This is a genomic window from Sporomusaceae bacterium, from assembly GCA_031460455.1.
Taxonomy (GTDB): Bacteria; Bacillota; Negativicutes; order Sporomusales; family UBA7701; genus Anaeroselena.
On sequence record JAVKTQ010000002.1, the window covers coordinates 194,588 to 215,668 of the forward strand.

Genomic DNA, 21,081 nt, shown 5'->3' on the forward strand with positions numbered 1-21,081 from the left:
TATGTTAAATGAAGGATATCGGGAATACGTAGTAAGCTCACTTGAAAGGTATTGGAAAAACAAAAACGTTTATATACTCGGTTTGCCTGTTCCGACAGCCACATGGCCGACAAAAGAGTCTGAACCACCTGAAATATGCGAAGTAAAATTGCCGACATGGGCCCAAGACCTTGGTATTGACGGTTGCCTCATAGTTCCGCGTTGGGCGACCGAGAGCGAACTATGGCACCAAACCGACTGGTTTGGCGCAATATTTTGGTTTCTAAACTGTGAAGCCGAAAGGGCCTACGAGAAGAAGAACGGCCCGATACATTCTTATTCATTCCGGCTCAGGCATTGGGATGAACGAATCTGGGAGCGTGCCTGGGTCAATCGGATGGCGATGTTTTTACGACGGTGGGCGAGCTACACCTTAAAACAACCGGAAGAAAGCCTATTTGGCCCGTTACCGTTTACGAAAATTTGGCTAACCCATGACGTAGATGCCGTACACAAGACTCTGGCAATTCGTATTAAGCAAGCAGTATTTTGCTGTTTCAACAGTGTTCGATTTCTTTTGTCCGGGCGATTATCAGCCGCTTTGACAAAAGGAAAACAGGCACTCCGCTTTCTTTTTGGGAGAAGCGAGGACTATTGCCACTTACTCGACAAGATCGCGTGCATGGAAGAAAAAGCCGCCGTGCGAGGTATATTTCTCCTTTATGCCGGCAATAAAAAAAGAAAAAACTTACTAAGTGCATGGCTATTTGACCCTTCATACGACATAAAGACCGGCTGCTTAAAAAAGACAATTGTGAAGTTGGCCCAAGCAGGTTGGAGTATTGGACTGCACCAATCCTATCATAGCTGGAAATACTGCAATGATATGACTGTCGAAAAAGCAAGAATGGAAGATAGTTTGGGAATGCCGGTGACGATGTGTAGGCAACACTGGCTGCGGTTCAGTTGGCGGGATACTTGGCAAGCTCAGGCCGTCGCCGGCTTGAAGGTGGATTTTACGCTGGGCTTTAACGACCGGACTGGCTTTCGGAATGCCGCGGCAATTATGGCTAAGCCTTGTATATCACAAAGCAATGAAATTATAAACATCGATACGGTACCATTGGTACTGATGGATTCGCATTTATACGACTACTCACTGAGTGATGAGGATGCTAGACTAGCCAAAATGAAGGCGATTATAGACGAAGTTTACGCCGTCAGAGGACAAGCCAGTATTCTTTGGCATCCCCACACATTAAGCAGCGATTATAATTGGGGACAAGGATTCGAGCAACTACTTAACATCATCAAAGAAAAGGTGGAAAATGAAATACTGGACACTAGGACGTCGGCTACCTAGAAAACTATTCACACTGTTGTTTGGGGATCGGGAGCACTACGGTCTTGATATTAAGAGCGATGATGAAGACTGGATTAAGTGGCAGGACTTTTACGTTACCTTTTATAAAGCGACCCAGAAGCAAGGCATCGGAAATCTAGTCAATGAGGCCGGATATACAATTCTCGACAAGGTTTCCTTTACTGGGAAATCCATATTGGAGATAGGTCCGGGTCTCATGCCGCACACCAAGTTTTGGCGTTCCTTGCCGCAAGAATACGTAATCGTGGATATCAACGAAGATCTATTGGAAGGCTCAAAAGAGATTCTGTTGCAAAAAAATGTCAATGTCCGGCCGCTGCGTATCTCCTCCAGCGACCTGCCGGTAGCAACCGATAGCATAGATATTATTTTAAGTTTTTTTAACTTGGAGCATCTTCGACCGCTAGACCAATATCTGAATGAACTCCACAGAATACTCAAGCCTGGAGGGCTTTTCGTCGGGGCAATACCGTGCGAGGGGGGAATAGCATGGGGTGTGGGAAGATTCCTTACTGCGCGGCGCTTCGCCCACAAAAATTCATCGATAAATTATGACAAGATTATTTGTTGGGAACACCCGAATTTTGCGAATGAAATCCTCATAGCCTGTGATAGTATTTTTACTCCTTTAGAAAAAGACTTTTGGCCATTTGGGCAGAGTATTATTGACATAAACTTGGTCGCTAGGTTTATCTATCAGAAAGGGCAGTGATAAAGTGGAGCCCTATTTGGAACACATTTATTCCGTATTGCCAAGACTGCTTGCATTGTTCGATGCCGATAAATATAGTCCTACATATGGCATCGGTGATAGGTTTTACTGGGGATGGAAACTAATAGACTTTGGAAATGGCAGCTATCAGGGGGCTGCAAATGGTCTTGCCCGCCTAGCCGCTTCCGGCCTTCTTCCCGATTATCTAACTGACGCTTTTGTGGAAAAGAAAATCCAATCACTTTTTGAAGGCGCCAAAATGCTGACCAGGGCTAATGGAAGCATGGAAGAGGCGTTTCCTTATGAATCTTCCTTTTGCGTTACCGCATTGGCAGCATATGATTTACTTAGTTGCCTGGAGGTGCAAGAGGCTCTCCTTAGCAAATCTGAGTTTGCCTCTAGGATAGAAATTATTGCGCCAATGGTTGCCTTTTTGCAAAAAGCGGAAGAGAACCATGGCATTATATCCAACCACTTGGCAACTGGGGCCGCTGCACTTTATAAGTGGAACAATTTCATTGAAGACAGTAAAGCTGAAAAAAAAGGACACCTACTTCTCGACCGCATTTTGAAAAATATGTCGCCGGAAGGATGGATGCGGGAGTATGATGGAGCCGATCCGGGATATCAGACCCTTGCTCTTCATTACCTTGCAGATCTGCACCGTATAAGACCGGATTTGGAGCTTGGTGAAGTTTTGTCGAAATCTGTTAGGTTCCTCTCCTACTTTGCCCATCCTGACGGGAGCTTTGGGGGGCTGTATGGTAGCCGGAATACCCGCTTTTTCTTTCCGTCGGGTCTTGAGTATCTCGCGGGTGAAAATCCAACTGCGGCTACACTTGCTGGATTTATGCGTAACGCGATAAAGCACCTGCGAACAGTCACTCTTCTAACAATGGACGAACCCAACCTAATACCCATGTTCAATTCTTATTGTTGGGCAGCTGCCCTGGCAAAATCAGTAAAAGATAGCTCTATTCAATTAGGTCTGTTGCCGTGTTCTGACACAAGGCTTAAAGATGTCCATTTCCAGCAGGCAGGTATTTTTATAAAAAGTACTCCGGAGCATTACACTGTGGTGGCAATAAAAAAAGGCGGTGTAGTTGCTAGTTATTCGCGTGACGGAACAAACCGCATGATAGACGGGGGCAGTATAGTAGTCCGCGAGAGAACTGCATATAGTACACAAATATTCGGTGAGCATGAAACCGAATGGGATAATGGTACGCTCTCGGTAACCGTGGAGCCCCGGGCAATAAATCATAGATACCCTAAACCATGGCAATTTATATTATTAAGGGTATTAAACATAACCATGATGAGAAATCGGTGGTTCAATGGCATTATTAAAAAAATGCTGGTAGCAATGCTGATGACTAATATTAAAAAATATGGGACTACGCTTATCCGGAAGATTAATTTCTCCGGTGGGCTGGCCCACGTTCGCTGTGAGTGGAAGGAATATAAGCCTGAACACGCCCAGCTTTACTCCGGGGGTGAGTTTAAGAGTATTCATATGGCGTCGGCAGGATACTGGCAAAGGGGAGACGAGTATTGATACCTCGGTTTAGACCCCAACTGGGCTGGGAAGAACTAAAAGCTGCTTGGTTTCAGCCGCTAGCCGTGGACAAGTTTGAAAACAGTTTCGCAAAGCTGATGGGGGCGCGAAACGCTGTTGCCTTTCCCTATGGCAGGACGGGACTGGCTTTATTACTTAGAGCGCTTGGTATTAAGGGTAAAGAAATAATCTGCCCGGCCTATACATGTGTAGTGGTTCCCCACGCCATTATCACGAGTGGAAACGAACCTGTTTTTGTTGACAGTCGTTCCGAAGACTTCAACGCTGATCTTGACGCGGTTAAATACGCGATAAATGAAAACACAGGTGCCATAATAGCGACTTCAATATTCGGCTATCCGGTTGATTTAGACCGGCTGGCAGAGATTAAACGGAAATATCCACAAATAGCAATTGTTCAAGACTGTGCGCATTCCTTCGGGGCCGAATGGAAGGGCAAAAGTGTGGTTAACTTCGGGGATGCCGCTATCTTTGGGATGAACGTTAGTAAGCTGTTAACCTCGATTTTTGGAGGAATGGTTACAACAAACAATGATAAACTTGCAGAACGACTACGCTGCACACGCTCCCAAGCAATAAAATCGCCAGGAAGGTGGAAACCTTTCGGGAGAAGACTGTACCTAACCGCAGTTATGGCGGCATTTAACAAAACCGCATACTCTATAGTCAATTCTCTTGAGAGGTTGGGGGTACTTAATCGTTTTGTCCGATATTACGATGAAGGCTTAATTGACATGCCTGAGGACTATCTGGTCGGGTTGACCGAAGCTGAAGCGGCGGTAGGTAATGTACAGATTGGACGCTATTATGACATTATTGCAAGAAGAAGAGAGGTTGCGAAATACTACAACGCCAATCTTAAAGGATTTAAAGGACTGATTATTCCTCCCCTGATAGATGGTGCTACTTATTCACACTACGTAATTCGTACTCGCGGCAAAGAGCAGTTAATTAAATTTGGCCTACAGCATGGGGTGCAATTTGGGCAACTTATTGAATATTGCATACCTGAAATGCCTAGTTATATTAATCGATCTGGAGCCAGATTTGGCTATTCCGAAGCTTCCTTGATGGCGCGTACCGCGGTTAACCTGCCGTTATGGAGTAGTGCACCGAATGACCTGGAGTTGGTCTTGCATACTGTAAAACTGTTCTCGGAAAAACTGAGGTGAAACGGTGAAAAAAGTATGTCTTTTTCTTAGTGACGATGTATTTGCGGGATTAATGATAAGGCCATTATTGAACAATCAGCCACAAATAATAGCCGGGATCTATATAGAGCAAGAGATGGTAGGCCAACGGTTACCCCTTGAAACCTTCCTGTATGTGACGCAAAAATCGGGAATCCGTTATGCCCTATATCAGGCGGTTGAGCTCATTTGTTACCGTTTATTGGCTTTAATTTGGGAGCTGTATTCAAAACGTTCTATTTTACCTAGTTCGCAGGCAAAGAGACTCAAGATACCTCTTTTCTTCATCAATAAACAAACATGGCCGATACTCGTTGAACAACTAAAAAGCGAACGACCTGACCTAATATTATGTATTAGGTTTAGTCGGATACTGAAGCAGGACATGCTAGGCATTCCTTTGAATGGAATTGTCAACTTTCACGGTAGCTTGTTGCCTAAATATGCAGGTTTAGGATCGGTTCTGCAAGCTGTCCGGCATGGTGAACGGTTCACAGGCGGTACTTTTCACACAATGACGGAAAACGTCGATGAAGGGGTAATCGTCAGGCAAATACAAGTTCCCATTGACCCAGATGAAAGCGTCAGCAGCCTGCATACTAAAATATATTTTGCCAGCTCGCAAGAAATATTGAAAATTTTTGACCCAGTTTCGGAACAAACCGAAACAAAGCAAATCATAACAAGGCAGAGTTATTATAGTTTTCCTGCCGCAGAGCATGTGTCTGAAGTAATCACACACGGCAGGAAGCTTATCAGGCCTAGAGACCTGGTAAATTTTTGGAAGAGTTTATAGATGGTAAGGAGCATATAGTGAAGCACTGGAAGATAATCAGACTTGTTATAGTATGCTTAGTCCTTTGGATAGCCTTGGAAAAATTGGATTCCCGCATCTTTTCTGATTTTACAATTGAAGTCGTTGAAGCTATCTTCTTGGTGCAACCATTAATTATTCTTACCTCATTAACCTTGGCTTTGCGGTTTTTGCTTCTTTCAAACAGTTCACGCAGGTATCTTTTTGTTTTTTTGAAGGCCAATATACTGTCCGTCGGGCTCAATTTCTTTCTTCCTGCGAGGATGTCCGAACTAATTAAACCCATATACCTGAACAATAAAGTAGATGCGGGGCTGAGCCGGCTCACGGCAAGTACGGTAATAGACCGTACCATAGATGCTATTTTGCTGGCTTGTGCAAGTTTGATTGCATTTATCAATTTTTTCACTTTTAACATCTCCAAGACGATAATAAGTATAATTATGATTGTTTCCATCATACTCATAGTGATTCGTTTCCAGAACCTAATGGTAGCGCTTCTTACGAAGTTTCTTGGTCCCCGGTGGGGCAGGTTTTTTGAAAGTTTTATTGCCCAAATTAAACGAAGTCTGCAGGCTGGGGTTTTTTTTCAGGCGGCTGCTTTAGGCGCTGCGGCTTGGTTTTTGTCATTTGTGCAGGTATACTGTTTTCTAAGTGTGGCAGGCAAAGCGCCGATATCCCTATTTGACGCTTTTTTTGTATATATCTTTGTGGTGCTTGGGGCTGCGATACCGGCTCTTCCGGGGGGGCTTGGAACATTTGAGGGGGCAGGGGTGTTGGCCTTATCCCAAATAGGATTTGGCTTCCAGGAAGGCCTGGTTCTTGCTGTAGGCCTGCATATCTCGCAAGTATTATTTGGATTACTCGGGACTGCCGTCATTCTTAGCATGGAGAAGATAGGGATTGCGAACTTGATACGTCAGATAAGAGAAAGTAATGTTGTTCAGGAGTTAAATAAAAAAGAATAACTCGTATATAATGCATTGGCTAGAGAAGAGACTTAGACCGTAAGAAATGATGACTGTTAATAATAATTTATACAGGGGTGAGCTCATGAGTAAGATTGATGTTTTGCTGGTATACCCACAACTGGGATCGTTTGATGGACTATTGCGAGATATACCTCTGAGCCTTATATATGCGGCTGTCGATTCAGTTAAGTGCGGCTTCAAAGTAAACATTCTGGATCTTCGGTTACATCCTGAAGACTGGGAACAACAACTGGACGTACACATGCAGCGTGGGTGCAAACTCGTGGGGCTTTCGGTAATGACCGGGAACCCTATAACGACCTCGTTACGGATTTCGGAGTATGTGAAAACCCGTTTCCAGGCAAAAGTAGTATGGGGTGGACCCCATCCAACTATTCTCCCCGAGCAAACATTGGAGAACCCTTATATAGACTTCATTATCCGGGACTGGGGATCAACAGCGCTAATGCAGTTGTGTCAGTATTTATCCGGTGAGTTGCAAGATATAAGGATCATAAAAGGGCTAGGCCACAAGGAAAATGGCCGGATATCATTGAACGAGGTTCAATGTGCTTTTGAAATGCCGGATTACAAGGATTTGCCGTATCATTTGGTTGATATTGGCAGCAATAACTATAACCGGCTCAACAACCATGAAATGATATTTCCTATTTTCACTTCGCTAGGTTGCCCCTATAACTGTACCTTTTGCATGTCACCTGCCGTCTATAAAAAAATTAAAGGGAAGAAATGGGTATGCTATAGCGATGAATATGTACTTTCCCATATCGAATATTTAGACAATAAATATGATTTTCAAAGATTACAGGTATACGATGACGATTCTTTTGTGGATCTGGAGCGTATACGAAACTTATTAACTGGCTATATCCAAAAAGGGTTTCATAAGAAGTTCCGGTTGGATTTTCGTGGGGCTCGTATCAACGAACTGGACAGAATGGACGACCAATTCCTTGAATTAATGGTCGAAGCCAATGTGGAGTATATGGCTATTGGTGTGGAATCAGGTTCGGAGCGTAGCCTGAAGGCCATGAACAAAGGGATAACTGTTGAACAAATAGTCAGGGTAAACAAAAAATTGGCTCGATTTCCTTCCCTGCGCCCCCACTATAACTTCTTTTGTGGTATTCCTGGCGAAACGATGGAAGACCTTATCAAAACCAAAGAGTTGCTGGAAACTTTGCTGAAGGATAACCCTGATTGTTACCTCGGGGTGGGGGCCGACTGGAAGCCTATACCTGGCTCGGTCATGACCGATGAAGCGGTAAAAAAATATAACTTAACAATTCCCGACCGATTAAGTGATTGGGCAGCCATTGATTCGTTTGACGCCGGCAAGCTCTATCACCCATGGTATACAAAAGAACTGGACAACATGATTAAGCTGTTGCAAATAGCTGGTCAACTGCTTGATCGTAAACTTGCCGACCACAGACAAAGCTTCGGCCCTTTATTAGGTAAAGTAATCGGCCTATTGGCATGGCTGTACAAACCGATATTACGCGTGAGATTGCGTTATAATTACACCTCATTTTTATTTGAAGACCATATAAAAAGGATAGTGTTTCGGACACTTACCAGGATAATGAAAAAAAGATCCATCAATACTTAGGGATGTGGAGAAAATGGAGCGAACGCCGGCAAGTGTTAAAGAACCCATGTGGCTGCGGATAATCTTTATATTTAGCACTCTGACCGCTGGTTTTTATCTTTGGCGAGTGTTGATCGATATGATTGAACCCATTATCGCTTGGCGGGGCTACTCACCAATAAGTTATGTCTACGGAAAAATAGCTGTAGCCGATTTCTCAAGAGGCTTCCCGTCAGGACAACTATATGATAAATCGTTGTTCATGCATATTTATCCCTTTGCCTTTTCTACGTTCGGCATATCTCCCGAGACAATGATTCCTGTGGTGATTGGTTTCCAAATTGTGATACTGTCAATCGCCTTTATATTTCTAACGCGGACGATATATCCCCAAAGCCCGATGGTGATACCTTGCACAGTTGTGTTGCTTGTTATCGCCAGCTACGCAAGATGTATGGATTTTGCCCGATATGACCTTTTTTCCGAAGCTTTGGTTTTGATGCTCTACTACTTCTTCGCAGATGCGGTGCGGATTGTTTCGATAGCCTTTTTTATTCGTGGGCAAATATTAGTTTCGGCGGTTCTCATGGCTTTATGCTATATGGTTTATCCCTCCTATGCAATTATCGGTGCTGGGTTCTTAGCTTCCGCTTATCTTGCAAAGCCGGCCGCGGTACCACAAGCGCGGATAGCTATCTCCTTAGCTATATTTTGCGTATTATCGCTAGCCTGGACAGTAGGCATGTTCGATTTAAACAGTGTCCAAGGGGCGGCTATTGACCGTACTACATGGATTAATTTAACCCGGCTGTCTTCATACCACACATATCCTATTGACATGGGTATTTTCACATTCAGGCCGGCGGAACGGTTATTACCGTTCTTAGCGTTTTTGATGCTGTTCGTCGTTTATTTCTTCCAGGGGCCTCTACGGATTATGGACCGCCAATTATTGGCCGGAATTACGGCTGCTTTACTGTTAACAGTCTTGGGGGTTGTTTTTTCCGGAATCCATATTAGTAGCGCATTGATTAAATTATCCTTGCACCGAGCGAATGATCTGGCTATAAACATATGTCTGATATATATCGTGAATGGACTTTGGAACGAGATCGTCTTTTCCGGGGCGTGGCGAAAAGCACTCGCTATTATTGTATTAATTGGTCCGTTTTACTATGAGCCTGGATTTATCCTCGGTTATGCCAGTCTGCTTGCACTGCCGATGATGCTAAAGAGCGACTCAAGGAGAAGAGCTACTTTATTGGTTTATTATTTAGGAATCCTGGTATTGGCTTCTGTTTACTTTGCCAATGGCACGCTGTCGTTGAACGATAACTGGATGGCGGCCACCTTCACCGGCGGCAAACGTCTTGCACTTATTTTTTTCAGTACCTTCGTACTGGCCCACCTGATTAGGTTAGCTGAGAAGCGGGAAGCTATGCGGATGATACTTGTAACAGTCATGGCTGTATTAATTGTTAGCGGGTCTGCGATTTACTGGATCGGCCAACAATCATCCCTGATCTCCGACCGGGAATTGAAGGAGAGTTATAAGGATGCGCAAGTATGGGCAAGGCACGCTACTGCTGCCGACGCATTATTTATGATCGACCCAACAATATATTATGGATGGCGGGATTATTCCCTAAGAAGCTCATTTGGTAACCTCCGTGAATGGGTATATACCTCTTGGCAGTACGCCTCGGACTATCGATTATTCCGCGAGGGACAAAACAGGTTTAACGAGTTTTCTTTGGATATAAATAACTATTTTGGCCCTGAGGGACCGTCTTACGACAGTTTTGATAGAATGGACCGCGATGTGCAGACGTATTACAATTCTGCCTCCGATAGCTGGCGGAAAAAGTTAGTCAATAAATATGCGATTGACTATTTCGTATTTGTCAAAGACCGTATGGAGACGCAACCTGCGCTACCGATAGCGTATGAAAATAAGAGGATAGTCGTTTACAAAGCCGACAGACAATAAATACTTATAACAAGCATAAAATACTTTCTTCACTAAATGATCACTACAAGGAGGAAGGCCCCAAGGGATGCGGGGCTAACAACATGGGTAAAATTGTTCGGGATATTCAGGACACATTGCTAGGGAAGCGATACTTTGTTTATGAAGACATTGGTAAAGACAACTGGCTTTACCCCTTGGATCTGGACTTTACCCTCGAAAATGAAGAAATGCATTATTGTCCTAAGGATGACGCCGGGATTCCGATTAAAGTGTATGAATCGGTCGGCAAGCAGTATAACCCGACCCGGGTCGCCGCATACGGACTGGCAAACTGGAACTGTTTCCGTAAAACCAATCAGACTCATTATCGCGAGTGTTTCATGAGAAGCGTCGATTGGTTTGCCGCACAGGACGACGGGCTATGGCGGTATCTTTTCGACTTGGAAGGAGTGCGTGCGCCCTGGATTTCCTGCATGGCGCAGGGAGAAGGCATCAGTATTCTGGCCAGAGCCTATATTATGCAGCAGCAACCTGATTTTCTCGCAATAGCAGAAAGAGCACTGAGTCCTTTTCAAACCGATGTCGCGCAAGGGGGAGTGCGCTCTTTCTTAGACTCAGGCGATCTTTTCTTTGAGGAATTCCCAGGTAACCGGTATGCCAAGAATGTACTTAACGGTTTCTTGTATGCAGTAGTAGGTATCATCGAACTCAAACGGATTTCTACGCTGTCCATAATTTCCGATTTACTTGCCCAGCTTACAAATACCCTTGAAAGAAACATTCATCGCTGGGACTTGGGATACTGGTCGGCTTACGACCTGAACAACGAACGGGAAGCCGGTCCAAGGAATGCCTGTACGGCAGCCTACAATTCGCTGCACATCGCTCAGCTCTTTTATCTGTCTCAGGCGTTGGATAGCCGGATACTTGGGGAATACGCTGCCAAATGGAACCGTTATCACGACAGCCAGCTCTGCCGGATCAAGGCAGTGGCTGCAAAAGTCAAATATCGGCTTCTATATCCTGCGCAACGGTAATAGCTGGCAAACTAAATCAAGATCTCAATCAATATACACTGGATTGTTCCCCGGTTACTGGAGTCTTATGCCTTCGGGCTTTTTACATCAATAGACATATTTGTACATGAATCGAGAAAATATGAAAGAATATTCCATAAGCCTCAAACAAAAAGTGGAGGATTTCGCATAGAGGTGTCGAAAACTTATAGGTCAATACAGACAATGCCCATCTACTGGGAATAAACGATTATCGAAGGCCGGATTATACTGAATACAAAACACAATAAGATCGAGGATAGACAGGTGAATGTCGTGAGCCAGAAGGTAAAGTTGCTTAGTCTGGTAATTCTTGACGCACTCATAGTATTTTTAATGCCTTACTTCGCACTGTACATTAGATTTGATGGAAATATCGAACAGAATTACTTAACCATGTGGCTTAATAACGCCTTGGCTTATGTAATGGTGCCGATTGTGACCTTTTATTTTTATGGCTTATACAACCGTCTGTGGCGTTATGCGGGCATCAACGAACTTATTGCCATTGCATCCGCGGTGACAGTAAGTTCGTTAATAATTATTTCATACCTGTTCATGCTGGGGACCAACATGCCGCGCAGTATATATCTGCTTAGCTGGCTCTTCACCCTTGCCCTTGTCGGCGGCAGCAGGATCTGCGTTCGGCTTGTTCATCACTTTCGCCAGCGGCATAGCTCACGGAACGAGAATGTTAATGTACTAATAGTCGGCGCCGGCGATGCTGGAGCGATGTTGGCCCGCGAATTGAAGCATCGGTATTATAGTAGTAAAACGCTAGTCGGCTTTATTGATGACGACGTTGCCAAGCATAATCAAATGCTTATGGGCTCCAAAGTATTAGGAACCCGCGGCGATATTCAACGAATCGTCGTTACCCATAATGTGAAGGAAATCTTTGTCGCCCTTCCATCGGTCACTGGTGCCTTGCTCAGAGAGATTGTAAATGACTGCAAACAAACCGAGTGTGTGGTTAAAATACTGCCGGGATTATATGAACTGATCGATGGACAAGTTACCGTGAAGCAGCTACGTGATATCAACCTTGAAGATTTGCTGCGCCGTGACGCCGTTAATCTCGACACCGAACAAATCCGAAACTACCTAAAAAACAAACGGGTGCTGGTCACTGGGGCCGGCGGCTCGATAGGGTCGGAATTGTGTCGGCAAATAAGCAAAATGGCACCGCAATCATTGATAATTATCGGCAAGGGTGAAAATAGCATCTATGAAATTGACCGCGAACTGCGGATGAACTATTCGAAACTAAGGATAATACCACGCATAGCCGATATCAGGGACGCGGAAACAATCAACGATATTTTTGCCGAACTTCGACCGCAGGTGGTTTTCCACGCCGCAGCTCACAAGCATGTTCCGCTGATGGAGGAAAACCCGCGAGCGGCGGTTTTAAACAATGTTTTCGGTACCAAGGTTGTTACCGAGGCGGCGGATCGGGCCGGCAGCGAAGTATTCGTCATGATTTCCACCGATAAAGCGGTCAACCCCACGAGCATCATGGGGTCTACCAAGCGAGTAGCGGAGCTGCTAATCCAGTCCATGAGCAAAGTTAGCAGCACCAAATTCGTCGCTGTCAGATTTGGCAATGTCCTTGGAAGCCGCGGCAGCGTGGTTCCCCTGTTCAAGCAACAGATTGCCGCCGGTGGACCAATCACTATAACCCACCCGGACATGCAGCGTTATTTCATGACAATCCCGGAAGCGACGCAGCTTGTCCTGCAGGCCGGTTCAATGGCTCAGGGTGGAGAGGTCTTTGTTCTCGACATGGGAGAACCGGTGAAGATTGTCGATATGGCTTGTGACCTTATCGAACTATCCGGATTAGTTCCGCACAAGGATATAAATATTGAATACACCGGTCTCAGACCGGGGGAAAAGCTGTTTGAGGAGATACTGACAGCCGAGGAGGGCACAAGAGCGACCAAAAACCAGAAAATCTTCATCGCCAATCTGCGACAAGTTGACGAGGCGAAATTAGCCCAGGCGCTTGTCGGACTTGCAAAAGCAAAACGGCGGGGAGAAATAGTCGAACTGCTGCTTCAGCTAGTTCCTACTTTCCGCCAGAATTTGCAGCACAGCAAGCCTGAAAGCGGGCAATTATCTAAACTAGGGGAGCAAAACAATGAGCAAAATATCGGAATTTTCCAGCCCGTATCAAGACTACAATGAGATTTTGACACAAAAAATAAAGGACCGAACAGCGCATGTGGGCGTCATCGGTCTCGGCTATGTGGGACTGCCCCTGGCGGTTGAGAAAGGTAAGGTCGGCTTTAGGGTAACCGGCTTTGACCAGAACGCCGCCCGCGTCCAACAAATTAATCATGGCGAGAATTATATCAAAGACGTAAAGGAAGATGAACTGGAGCATCTAGTCGACACATTAAAGCTGAGGGCGACAACTGATTTCAATAAACTGGCCGAAATGGACGTAATAGTCATCTGTGTACCCACGCCGCTTACAATTACTCGTGACCCTGATATTTCCTATATTGTCAATGTGACCGAGGAAATAACAAAATACCTGCGTCCTGGGCAGCTGGTTACCCTAGAGAGTACGACCTACCCGGGAACAACCGCGGAAGTTATTCTGCCTAAGCTGGAAACAACCGGGCTTAAAGTGGGAGCAGAATTTTTTCTTGCTTTTTCACCTGAGCGGGTCGACCCCGGCAACCAGCGTTACACCACCAAGAATACCTCCAAGGTTGTCGGTGGAGTCACTCCGGCCTGTCTTGCGGTTGCGAAGACCTTTTACGAGCAGACAATAATGCACATTGTGCCTGTCTCCTCAACGCAGGTAGCCGAGATGACCAAGGTTTTTGAAAACACCTACCGTGCCGTCAACATCGCCTTGGTCAATGAACTCATGCTGCTGTGCGACCGCATGGGTATTGACATTTGGGAAGTTGTCGACGCTGCAGCGACCAAACCATTCGGCATCCAAACCTTCTACCCCGGTCCGGGTGTCGGCGGTCACTGCATCCCTATCGACCCGTTTTACCTGACATGGAAAGCGCGGGAATATGACTTTCATACCCGCTTCATAGAATTGGCGGGCGAAGTCAACGTCCAGGCTTCTTATCACGTAGTAGACAAGGTTACAAAAATACTGTCGAAAGAGAAAAAAGCTTTAAACGGCGCGAAAATACTGGCTCTGGGGATGGCCTACAAAAAGGACATCGAAGATTATCGGGAATCACCATCGCTCAAAGTTGTTGATTTGTTGATGAAAGAAGGGGCAGAGGTTAACTACCACGATCCCTATGTGCCTGAGATCCAACCCCACGTTCCATATAATTTCACTCTCAGGAGCGTTGATCTGACGGAAACGGCCTTAAGATCAGCCGATTGCGTAGTTGTCTTAACAGACCATTCTACCATAGACTACAATTTTGTTGCCCGCTGCGCACAAGCGATATTAGACACGCGAAACGTTACCAAAAAGGTAGACACCGAACACCGACAAAGAATAACAAGGATATAGTGAGGGAATTATGAATGGATAAAATCTTAGGCTTTGGATTAGTTGGCTGCGGCAGAATATCTAAAAAGCATTTCGAAGCGATCAAGGCAATCCCTGATGCAGCTCTAGTCGGGTTATGCGATACCGACAAGCAGGCCTTGAACCGGAACGTAAGTATATACGGTGGCTTGGGCTACACCGACTATCAGGAGATGCTCGGCAATCCCGAAATCGACGTCGTTAATATTTGTACTCCTAGCGGCTTGCATGCTGAATTGGCCCTCGCTGCCATTCAAGCTGGCAAGAACGTTCTTATTGAAAAACCAATGTCTATGTCCCTGACCGAAGCCGACAAAGTTATCGCCGCCGCTAATCAGGCAAGAGTAAAACTTGGCGTAGTTCACCAAAACCGGTTTAATCACGCTGTCGTCAAACTACGAAGCGCTCTCGAACAAGGGAAGTTTGGCAAACTTACCCACGCCTCGGCGGTGGTGAGGTGGAACCGGGACGATAATTACTACGCCCAGGCCCCCTGGCGGGGAACTTGGTCCCAGGATGGCGGCTGCCTGATGAACCAGTCTATACACAACATCGACTTACTACAATGGATGATGGGTCCTGTTAAATCGGTATTTGCCTATACAGCCACCAATCTTCGCAAAATAGAAGCCGAGGATGTCGCAGTCGTCGTGTTGAAATTTGCCAACGGCTCTTTAGCGACAATCGAGGCATCAACAACCATATATCCCCAGAATCTCGAAGAAACACTGAATGTTTTTGGTGCTACCGGCACCGTTGTTCTTGGCGGCAAGGCAGTTAACAAAATTGAAGCCTGGCGATTTGAAGGCGAGGACGAGGCAGCCGTGCTTGATGAGCAACTCAGAGAGCCGCCGGATGTATACGGCTTTGGTCATACCGATCTCATTGCCGACTTTGTCGCCTCAGTGAGAAACAACAGCGAACCGGCCGTTCCGGGGTTTGAAGGCCGCAAAGCATTGGAAATAATTCTTGCCATTTATCATTCGGTGAAGTTTAGTAAAGAAATAACCTTGCCTCTTCAAGAGAATTTTACCATAGGGATGGAGCGGCTATGAATTATATTGACGCCACCGTATCCTCTGGAACCGACCTGCAAGTCGGTCATTTTTCCGTAATCGAAAAAAATGTAAAATTGGGGAACAATGTACTGATTGGCAATAATGTCACCATTTGGCCCGGCACAATCATCGGCGATGGCGTGCAGATCGGGGATGGGAGCGTTGTCGGCAAACAACCCAAGCCCAGTAAGACGAGTACGGTAAAATACGACAGTGCGATGCTGCCATTAGTCGTCGGGGCCAACACCACTATCGGCACTAACACCGTCCTTTACGCTGGCTCAACTATTGGCGAGAATTCACTGATCGCCGATCTGGCCTCTGTCAGGGAAAAGTGTGTAATAGGCAATTTTGTCGTCGTAGGTCGGGGCGTTTCGGTAGAAAACGGCACCCAAATAGGCGACTACACCAAAATCCAAACTGGAGCTTATATTACTGGCTACATGGATATTGCAGACCATGTTTTTATCGCCCCCATGGTCACCTTTACCAATGACAATTTCATGGGCCGAACCGATGAACGATTCAAATATATAAAAGGTGCCACCATCGAACGGGGGGCAAGGATTGGCGGCGGCGCTGTCATCCTGCCGGGAATAAAAATAGCTGAAGAAACATTCATTGCTGCCGGCGCACTGGTAACGAAAGATACTCCTAGTCATAAAGTTATTAAAGGTTTGCCAGCTAAAGAGTATCGCGATGTTCCCCCCAAAGAACTCTTGAGACAACAGGGGGGCAACAAATGAAAATGACTGCCGAAATTATTCCGTTAATTGACCTTAAAACCCAGCAGGAGAAAATAAAAGCCGATCTGGACAGGCGAATACAAAAAGTCCTAAATCATGGTCAGTATGTCATGGGGCCCGAAGTTAACGAACTTCAAGAAAAACTGGCCGCTTTTACCGGCAGCAGGCATTGCATTACCGTCGCCAATGGCACAGACGCATTGCTGATAGCCTTGATGGCCTTAGGCGTAAAATCCGGGGACGAGGTTATTACGACTCCCTTTACCTATATCGCCACCGGTGAAGTAATAGCGCGTCTAGGCGCAACGCCTGTTTTCGTAGACATCGATTCCCAAACGTACAACCTTGACCCCAACTTGATCGAGGCGGCCATCACGCCTCGCACCAAGGCCATCATGCCGGTGAGCCTCTACGGCCAGTGTGCCGACATAGACGCTATCAACCAGATAGCCGCAAGGCGCGGTTTATCAGTCATTGAGGACGGGGCACAGAGCTTTGGCGCTACATATAAAGGGCGCAAATCTTGCAGCTTGTCGACAATCGGCTGTACAAGCTTCTTCCCATCCAAACCATTAGGATGCTATGGCGACGGAGGGGCCTGTTTTACAGACGATGATGAGCTGGCCAAAGTTATAAGCCAGATTCGCCTTCACGGCCAGGAACGCCGTTACCACCACGAACGTCCGGGGCTAAATAGCCGGCTGGACACTCTCCAGGCGGCAGTTCTATTGGCCAAGCTGGAAATATTTCCCGAAGAAATAAGCATGCGGCAGCAGGTTGCCGACACATACACCGGACTCTTGCAGGGGATCAAGGGCGTCGTCACCCCGAACATTAATCCTTTCGGTTCTAGCGTATATGCCTTATACACTATACAGACCGACAGGCGCGAAGAACTGCAGACCGATCTCAAAGCGGCCGGCATACCAACGGCAGTCCATTATCCCGTGCCCCTCAACCTTCAGCCCGTTTTCGGCTATCTTGGTTTAAGGGAAGGCTCGATGCCGGTTGCCGAATCTATAGCCAAAAAAGTAATGAGTCTGCCGATGAGTCCTTGGCTTACTAAGGAAATCCAGCATATTATCATCGATTGCATAAAAAAAATGCTTATATGAGGTACGGCCGTGGTCAGTTTGAATTCCGGAGGTAGCGAAGGTAAACTACGGCGAGTAATAGACAAATACTTGCGGCAAGGATCTTTTTCCCGACACTTCGCAACCATGATGTCGGCCACTGTGTTTTCCCAATTGCTGCTACTTGGAACTTCACCGCTGCTTACCCGTTTATACTCCCCCCATGATTTCGGGATATTCGGGCTGATTATGGCCTATGCCAGCGTCTTATCCATAGTTATTACCGGTCGATATGAATTGGCCATTATGCTGCCCGAGGATTCCATCAAAGCTATCCATGTGGTCATCTTGACCTGCGCCGTTACCGCCTTATTCTCGGTAATAACGCTGTTTGGAACGGTAATCGTGCTACATGGGTCGCTGTTTTCCTCTTTCGCCGTCTTCAACGAGTTGGGGAATTGGGTGTATGCCGTACCGGTAATCGCCCTACTGCAATCTTTATACCAGGCATTATACTTTTGGTTCAACCGGCAGCAGCAATACACCATGATGGCTCGGTACCGCATCTGGAACGGTGTACTGATTACCGGTATAGCCCTTATTATGGGCTTGTGGCCGGTGTTGCCAAATGGCCTTATCGTCTCGCAGATAGTAGCTTACGCCGTCCTGCTTCTCGGTATGGGTTGGAAATTTTGGCGGGAAATAAAACAATTGAACATGGCCATAGAGTGGGGAATTATTACCACTCAGGCAAAGCGCTATAAAGACTTCCCTCGTTTTTTGGTGGTAGCCCACAGTTTGGAAAGTCTGTCCGCCCAGTTGCCGGTAATCATGCTCGGGGAACTGTTTGGTACGGCAGTTGCTGGCTACTTTACTTTGACACAGCGGGTCATAGCTGCGCCGATTGGCTTTATCGCCAAAGCAGCAGGCGATATTATCCGTGAACGATTCAGCACTGTCTACCGCAAGCAGGGAAACTGCCGCAACGATTATATGGGAGCTGTCAAGGGACTGTCATTGATAGCCGTGATACCACTGACAATATTCGGTCTTTTTGGTCCCTCACTATTCTCTGCTGTCTTCGGTGCCGACTGGACAACATCCGGAATATACGCCCAGGTTTTGGCTGTGATGATTTTTTTTCAGATGATAGCCAGCCCCGTCAGCGTATTGTATATGATTGCTGAAAAGCAACGGCAGGAGTTGATGTTGCAGATAGTCCGTGTAACGCTATGCGCTGCTGCTTTGGAAGCCGGCTACCTGTCATTTCAAAACGATATAGTTTCGATTATTTTCTTTGGCGTTGCCATGTGCCTGATATACTGCTTTATGATTTATCAGACCAATAGCTGGGCGTGCCCCAGCGTGGAGGCAAAAATATGGAGAATTTGACGCAGCATCTTCTCTACCTGAATGTTTTTATATGCATAATCACTGGCATTGTGCTGAGTGTCTGCATCAAGCAGCGTCCACACCTGCTTATCAAACCGAGTATAATCTACTTGCTGTTTTTCTATATACTAATCCAAATTCCGGCCACACTCCATGCGAGCGTGTTTCTCGACGAGCTCGAAAACTGGTATGATTATCTGCTGCTGGTGCAGCTCTACCCGTTAACGGCGGCTATCATATCCTCTCTGACCTTTCACGATACCACAAAGAGGATATGGGAGCGTATCGGCAAGGACAATCTTTCCTTCGATCACGGTATTGCTTCATTCTATTTTTTATTTGTACTCGTAATAACTGGAGCCTATTTGTACCATGTGGGGCCTCAAAATACAGGAATCTACGCAATCATTTTTGGGACACCGGCGCAGGCTGCTTTGGCCCGCGAAAGTTCGCTGAAAACGCTCGACTCGGCGGCTATGCGATACTCCTACTCGCTTCTGGGGTCGGCCCTGGCCCCGGTGCTTGTCGTCCTGTTGTCACTGCACGTGAAAGACTGCTGGCGAAAGGACTGGCCGGGAGTTATAGTCGGCATTGCCGGCGTAATAGCCTGCTTTATTGCCGTCAGTTTTCCTGGGCACCGATGGGGGCCGATGTTAATAGTCTTCGCCGTCTTTGTATCATTTCAGTACCGCACTCATTTCCGCAACCTGCGGTGGAAACACTGTGTTGGTTTTTTTACGGCCTTGTCCCTGATCATGATCGCATGGACGGCTCGCCGTGAAGGAGTTGATTTTTTTAATTTGGGGCTGAGTGGTTCGCTGGATTACTTCTTTGCTACCAAGAGCGACGGCATTCAGGGTTGGGCTAAGGGTGGATTATTCTGGGCTACGGTATACAGAGTTTTTGTCGACCATATGAAAAGCGGTCTCGACTACGTGCAATATGTTGCCCAGAACGATTACCTGGGGCTGGCGGCCATTCCGCGGCTGGCTTATATCATGGGCGTGCCGCCGCTTGACGCACCAAATATAATGAATAGCTACTACTACCCGACTTCAATAGTGAAAACAGGCAGCTATACGACCGGGTTTGTTTTTGCCTATTATAGCTACTTCGGTATTGTATCCGTCCTTTTGTCTCTGGTTTTGACCGGGCTTGTCGATGGCTGTATTTTGCTGTATGATCATCTTGATAACAGCCTGATTTTGCCGGTTGTCACCACAGTGTCAGTGGCGAGCATAAACCTGGTTGGCGCCGAGTTCTTTGGTTCTTTGCTGACACACGGGTTACTGAGCAGCATCGTTCTTGCCCTGGGAATTCAAGCACTTTACCGGTTTTATCTGACTGCTGTGTTGATGCCGGGGGCGAAAGCAAATTCTAAACGGCCTGCGGGAGGAGAACCGCGATGAATGTAATAATCGACTACGGCATAGGCAACACTGGTTCGATATTGAATATGCTCAAACATATCGGTGCCAGCGCCATGGTATCATCCGATCCCGATAAAATCACCCAGGCCGACAAACTCATTTTACCTGGGGTGGGCGCTTTCGATGCAGCTATGAACAATCTGACCGTCAGCGGACTAATCCCGGTCTTAAACCGCGCAGTGCTGGATGACAAGAAGCCGGTTTTGGGCATTTGCCTCGGCATGCAAATTCTTGGCACCGGCAGCGAAGAAGGAAAACTTCCCGGGCTAGGCTGGATAGATTTCTACAACGTCCGTTTCGATTTTCAGGATTTCGCGCAGCAGCCTAAATTACCCCATATGGGCTGGAACCTGGTAACGCCTTGTAAAGATTCACCGCTCCTCCATACTATCGATGCGACTTGGCGGTATTACTTCGTTCACTCTTATTATGCCGTATGCAAAGATCCCGGGCATAAGCTGCTAGCTACAAACTACGGATATGATTTTACCTCAGCGGTTCAAAGATGTAATATCTACGGCGTTCAGTTTCATCCCGAGAAAAGTCATAGATACGGCATTCAAATACTAAAAAACTTCGTGGAGAAATGCTGAG

Annotated in this window: 17 protein-coding genes; all 17 read left to right on the top strand. The window is 46.4% G+C overall.

Annotation, left to right across the window (positions count from 1 at the left end; all coding sequences use genetic code 11):
- The first annotated feature begins 1 nt into the window (after position 1).
- The 17 genes from RIN56_05515 (at position 2) to hisH (ending at position 21,080) form a co-directional block, all read left to right on the top strand.
- Positions 2-1,342 carry a hypothetical protein gene (locus RIN56_05515; GenBank protein MDR7866257.1) on the top strand — a complete coding sequence of 447 codons (1,341 nt, stop codon included), beginning with the start codon at positions 2-4 and terminating at the stop codon, positions 1,340-1,342.
- On the top strand, positions 1,308-2,075 hold the full coding sequence (locus RIN56_05520; protein MDR7866258.1) for a class I SAM-dependent methyltransferase: 768 nt from the start codon (positions 1,308-1,310) through the stop codon (positions 2,073-2,075). The genes RIN56_05515 and RIN56_05520 overlap by 35 nt, the downstream gene beginning before the upstream one ends.
- A 16-nt stretch (positions 2,076-2,091) precedes the next feature.
- A complete protein-coding gene (locus tag RIN56_05525) occupies positions 2,092-3,633 on the top strand; it encodes a hypothetical protein (GenBank protein MDR7866259.1) in 1,542 nt (513 codons plus the stop codon).
- Positions 3,630-4,826, top strand: a complete 1,197-nt coding sequence (locus tag RIN56_05530) for a DegT/DnrJ/EryC1/StrS family aminotransferase (protein ID MDR7866260.1) — start codon at positions 3,630-3,632, stop codon at positions 4,824-4,826. Before RIN56_05525 ends, RIN56_05530 begins: the two co-directional genes overlap by 4 nt.
- Positions 4,827-4,830: 4 nt before the next feature.
- Entirely contained in the window at positions 4,831-5,640 is an 810-nt protein-coding gene (locus RIN56_05535; protein ID MDR7866261.1) for a formyltransferase family protein, read from the top strand.
- Complete coding sequence (locus RIN56_05540; protein MDR7866262.1) at positions 5,625-6,626, top strand: lysylphosphatidylglycerol synthase transmembrane domain-containing protein; 1,002 nt, start codon at positions 5,625-5,627, stop codon at positions 6,624-6,626. The genes RIN56_05535 and RIN56_05540 overlap by 16 nt, the downstream gene beginning before the upstream one ends.
- 85 nt (positions 6,627-6,711) lie before the next feature.
- A complete protein-coding gene (locus tag RIN56_05545; GenBank protein ID MDR7866263.1) occupies positions 6,712-8,262 on the top strand; it encodes a radical SAM protein in 1,551 nt (516 codons plus the stop codon).
- A 13-nt stretch (positions 8,263-8,275) separates the two neighbouring features.
- Positions 8,276-10,231 (top strand): hypothetical protein, encoded by a 1,956-nt coding sequence (locus RIN56_05550; protein ID MDR7866264.1) that lies wholly within the window; start codon positions 8,276-8,278, stop codon positions 10,229-10,231.
- A gap of 83 nt (positions 10,232-10,314) precedes the next feature.
- Positions 10,315-11,250: a D-glucuronyl C5-epimerase family protein gene (locus RIN56_05555; GenBank protein ID MDR7866265.1), complete on the top strand. Its 936-nt coding sequence runs from the start codon at positions 10,315-10,317 to the stop codon at positions 11,248-11,250.
- 294 nt (positions 11,251-11,544) lie between these two features.
- Positions 11,545-13,458 carry a nucleoside-diphosphate sugar epimerase/dehydratase gene (locus RIN56_05560; protein ID MDR7866266.1) on the top strand — a complete coding sequence of 638 codons (1,914 nt, stop codon included), beginning with the start codon at positions 11,545-11,547 and terminating at the stop codon, positions 13,456-13,458.
- Positions 13,412-14,770: a nucleotide sugar dehydrogenase gene (locus RIN56_05565; protein MDR7866267.1), complete on the top strand. Its 1,359-nt coding sequence runs from the start codon at positions 13,412-13,414 to the stop codon at positions 14,768-14,770. The genes RIN56_05560 and RIN56_05565 overlap by 47 nt, the downstream gene beginning before the upstream one ends.
- A gap of 14 nt (positions 14,771-14,784) precedes the next feature.
- Positions 14,785-15,843, top strand: a complete 1,059-nt coding sequence (locus RIN56_05570) for a Gfo/Idh/MocA family oxidoreductase (protein MDR7866268.1) — start codon at positions 14,785-14,787, stop codon at positions 15,841-15,843.
- On the top strand, positions 15,840-16,592 hold the full coding sequence (locus RIN56_05575) for a DapH/DapD/GlmU-related protein (GenBank protein ID MDR7866269.1): 753 nt from the start codon (positions 15,840-15,842) through the stop codon (positions 16,590-16,592). Before RIN56_05570 ends, RIN56_05575 begins: the two co-directional genes overlap by 4 nt.
- Positions 16,589-17,707: a DegT/DnrJ/EryC1/StrS family aminotransferase gene (locus tag RIN56_05580; GenBank protein ID MDR7866270.1), complete on the top strand. Its 1,119-nt coding sequence runs from the start codon at positions 16,589-16,591 to the stop codon at positions 17,705-17,707. Before RIN56_05575 ends, RIN56_05580 begins: the two co-directional genes overlap by 4 nt.
- Before the next feature lie 105 nt (positions 17,708-17,812).
- The gene (locus RIN56_05585) at positions 17,813-19,057 is read left to right on the top strand and encodes an oligosaccharide flippase family protein (GenBank protein MDR7866271.1); all 1,245 of its coding nucleotides are present in this window, start codon (positions 17,813-17,815) and stop codon (positions 19,055-19,057) included.
- Positions 19,045-20,466, top strand: a complete 1,422-nt coding sequence (locus tag RIN56_05590; protein MDR7866272.1) for a hypothetical protein — start codon at positions 19,045-19,047, stop codon at positions 20,464-20,466. The genes RIN56_05585 and RIN56_05590 overlap by 13 nt, the downstream gene beginning before the upstream one ends.
- A complete protein-coding gene (hisH, locus tag RIN56_05595) occupies positions 20,463-21,080 on the top strand; it encodes an imidazole glycerol phosphate synthase subunit HisH (GenBank protein ID MDR7866273.1) in 618 nt (205 codons plus the stop codon). The genes RIN56_05590 and hisH overlap by 4 nt, the downstream gene beginning before the upstream one ends.
- The last annotated feature ends 1 nt before the right edge of the window (position 21,081 follow it).

Excerpts from the sequence above, each read along its gene's own strand:
- RIN56_05585 (MDR7866271.1), top strand. The coding sequence starts at position 17,813 with ATGATGTCGGCCACTGTGTTTTCCCAATTGCTGCTACTTGGAACTTCA.
- RIN56_05565 (MDR7866267.1), top strand. The coding sequence starts at position 13,412 with ATGAGCAAAATATCGGAATTTTCCAGCCCGTATCAAGACTACAATGAG.
- RIN56_05520 (MDR7866258.1), top strand. The coding sequence starts at position 1,308 with ATGAAATACTGGACACTAGGACGTCGGCTACCTAGAAAACTATTCACA.
- RIN56_05550 (MDR7866264.1), top strand. The coding sequence starts at position 8,276 with ATGGAGCGAACGCCGGCAAGTGTTAAAGAACCCATGTGGCTGCGGATA.
- RIN56_05555 (MDR7866265.1), top strand. The coding sequence starts at position 10,315 with ATGGGTAAAATTGTTCGGGATATTCAGGACACATTGCTAGGGAAGCGA.
- RIN56_05515 (MDR7866257.1), top strand. The coding sequence starts at position 2 with ATGTTAAATGAAGGATATCGGGAATACGTAGTAAGCTCACTTGAAAGG.
- RIN56_05570 (MDR7866268.1), top strand. The coding sequence starts at position 14,785 with ATGGATAAAATCTTAGGCTTTGGATTAGTTGGCTGCGGCAGAATATCT.
- RIN56_05545 (MDR7866263.1), top strand. The coding sequence starts at position 6,712 with ATGAGTAAGATTGATGTTTTGCTGGTATACCCACAACTGGGATCGTTT.
- RIN56_05590 (MDR7866272.1), top strand. The coding sequence starts at position 19,045 with ATGGAGAATTTGACGCAGCATCTTCTCTACCTGAATGTTTTTATATGC.
- RIN56_05575 (MDR7866269.1), top strand. The coding sequence starts at position 15,840 with ATGAATTATATTGACGCCACCGTATCCTCTGGAACCGACCTGCAAGTC.
- RIN56_05580 (MDR7866270.1), top strand. The coding sequence starts at position 16,589 with ATGAAAATGACTGCCGAAATTATTCCGTTAATTGACCTTAAAACCCAG.
- hisH (MDR7866273.1), top strand. The coding sequence starts at position 20,463 with ATGAATGTAATAATCGACTACGGCATAGGCAACACTGGTTCGATATTG.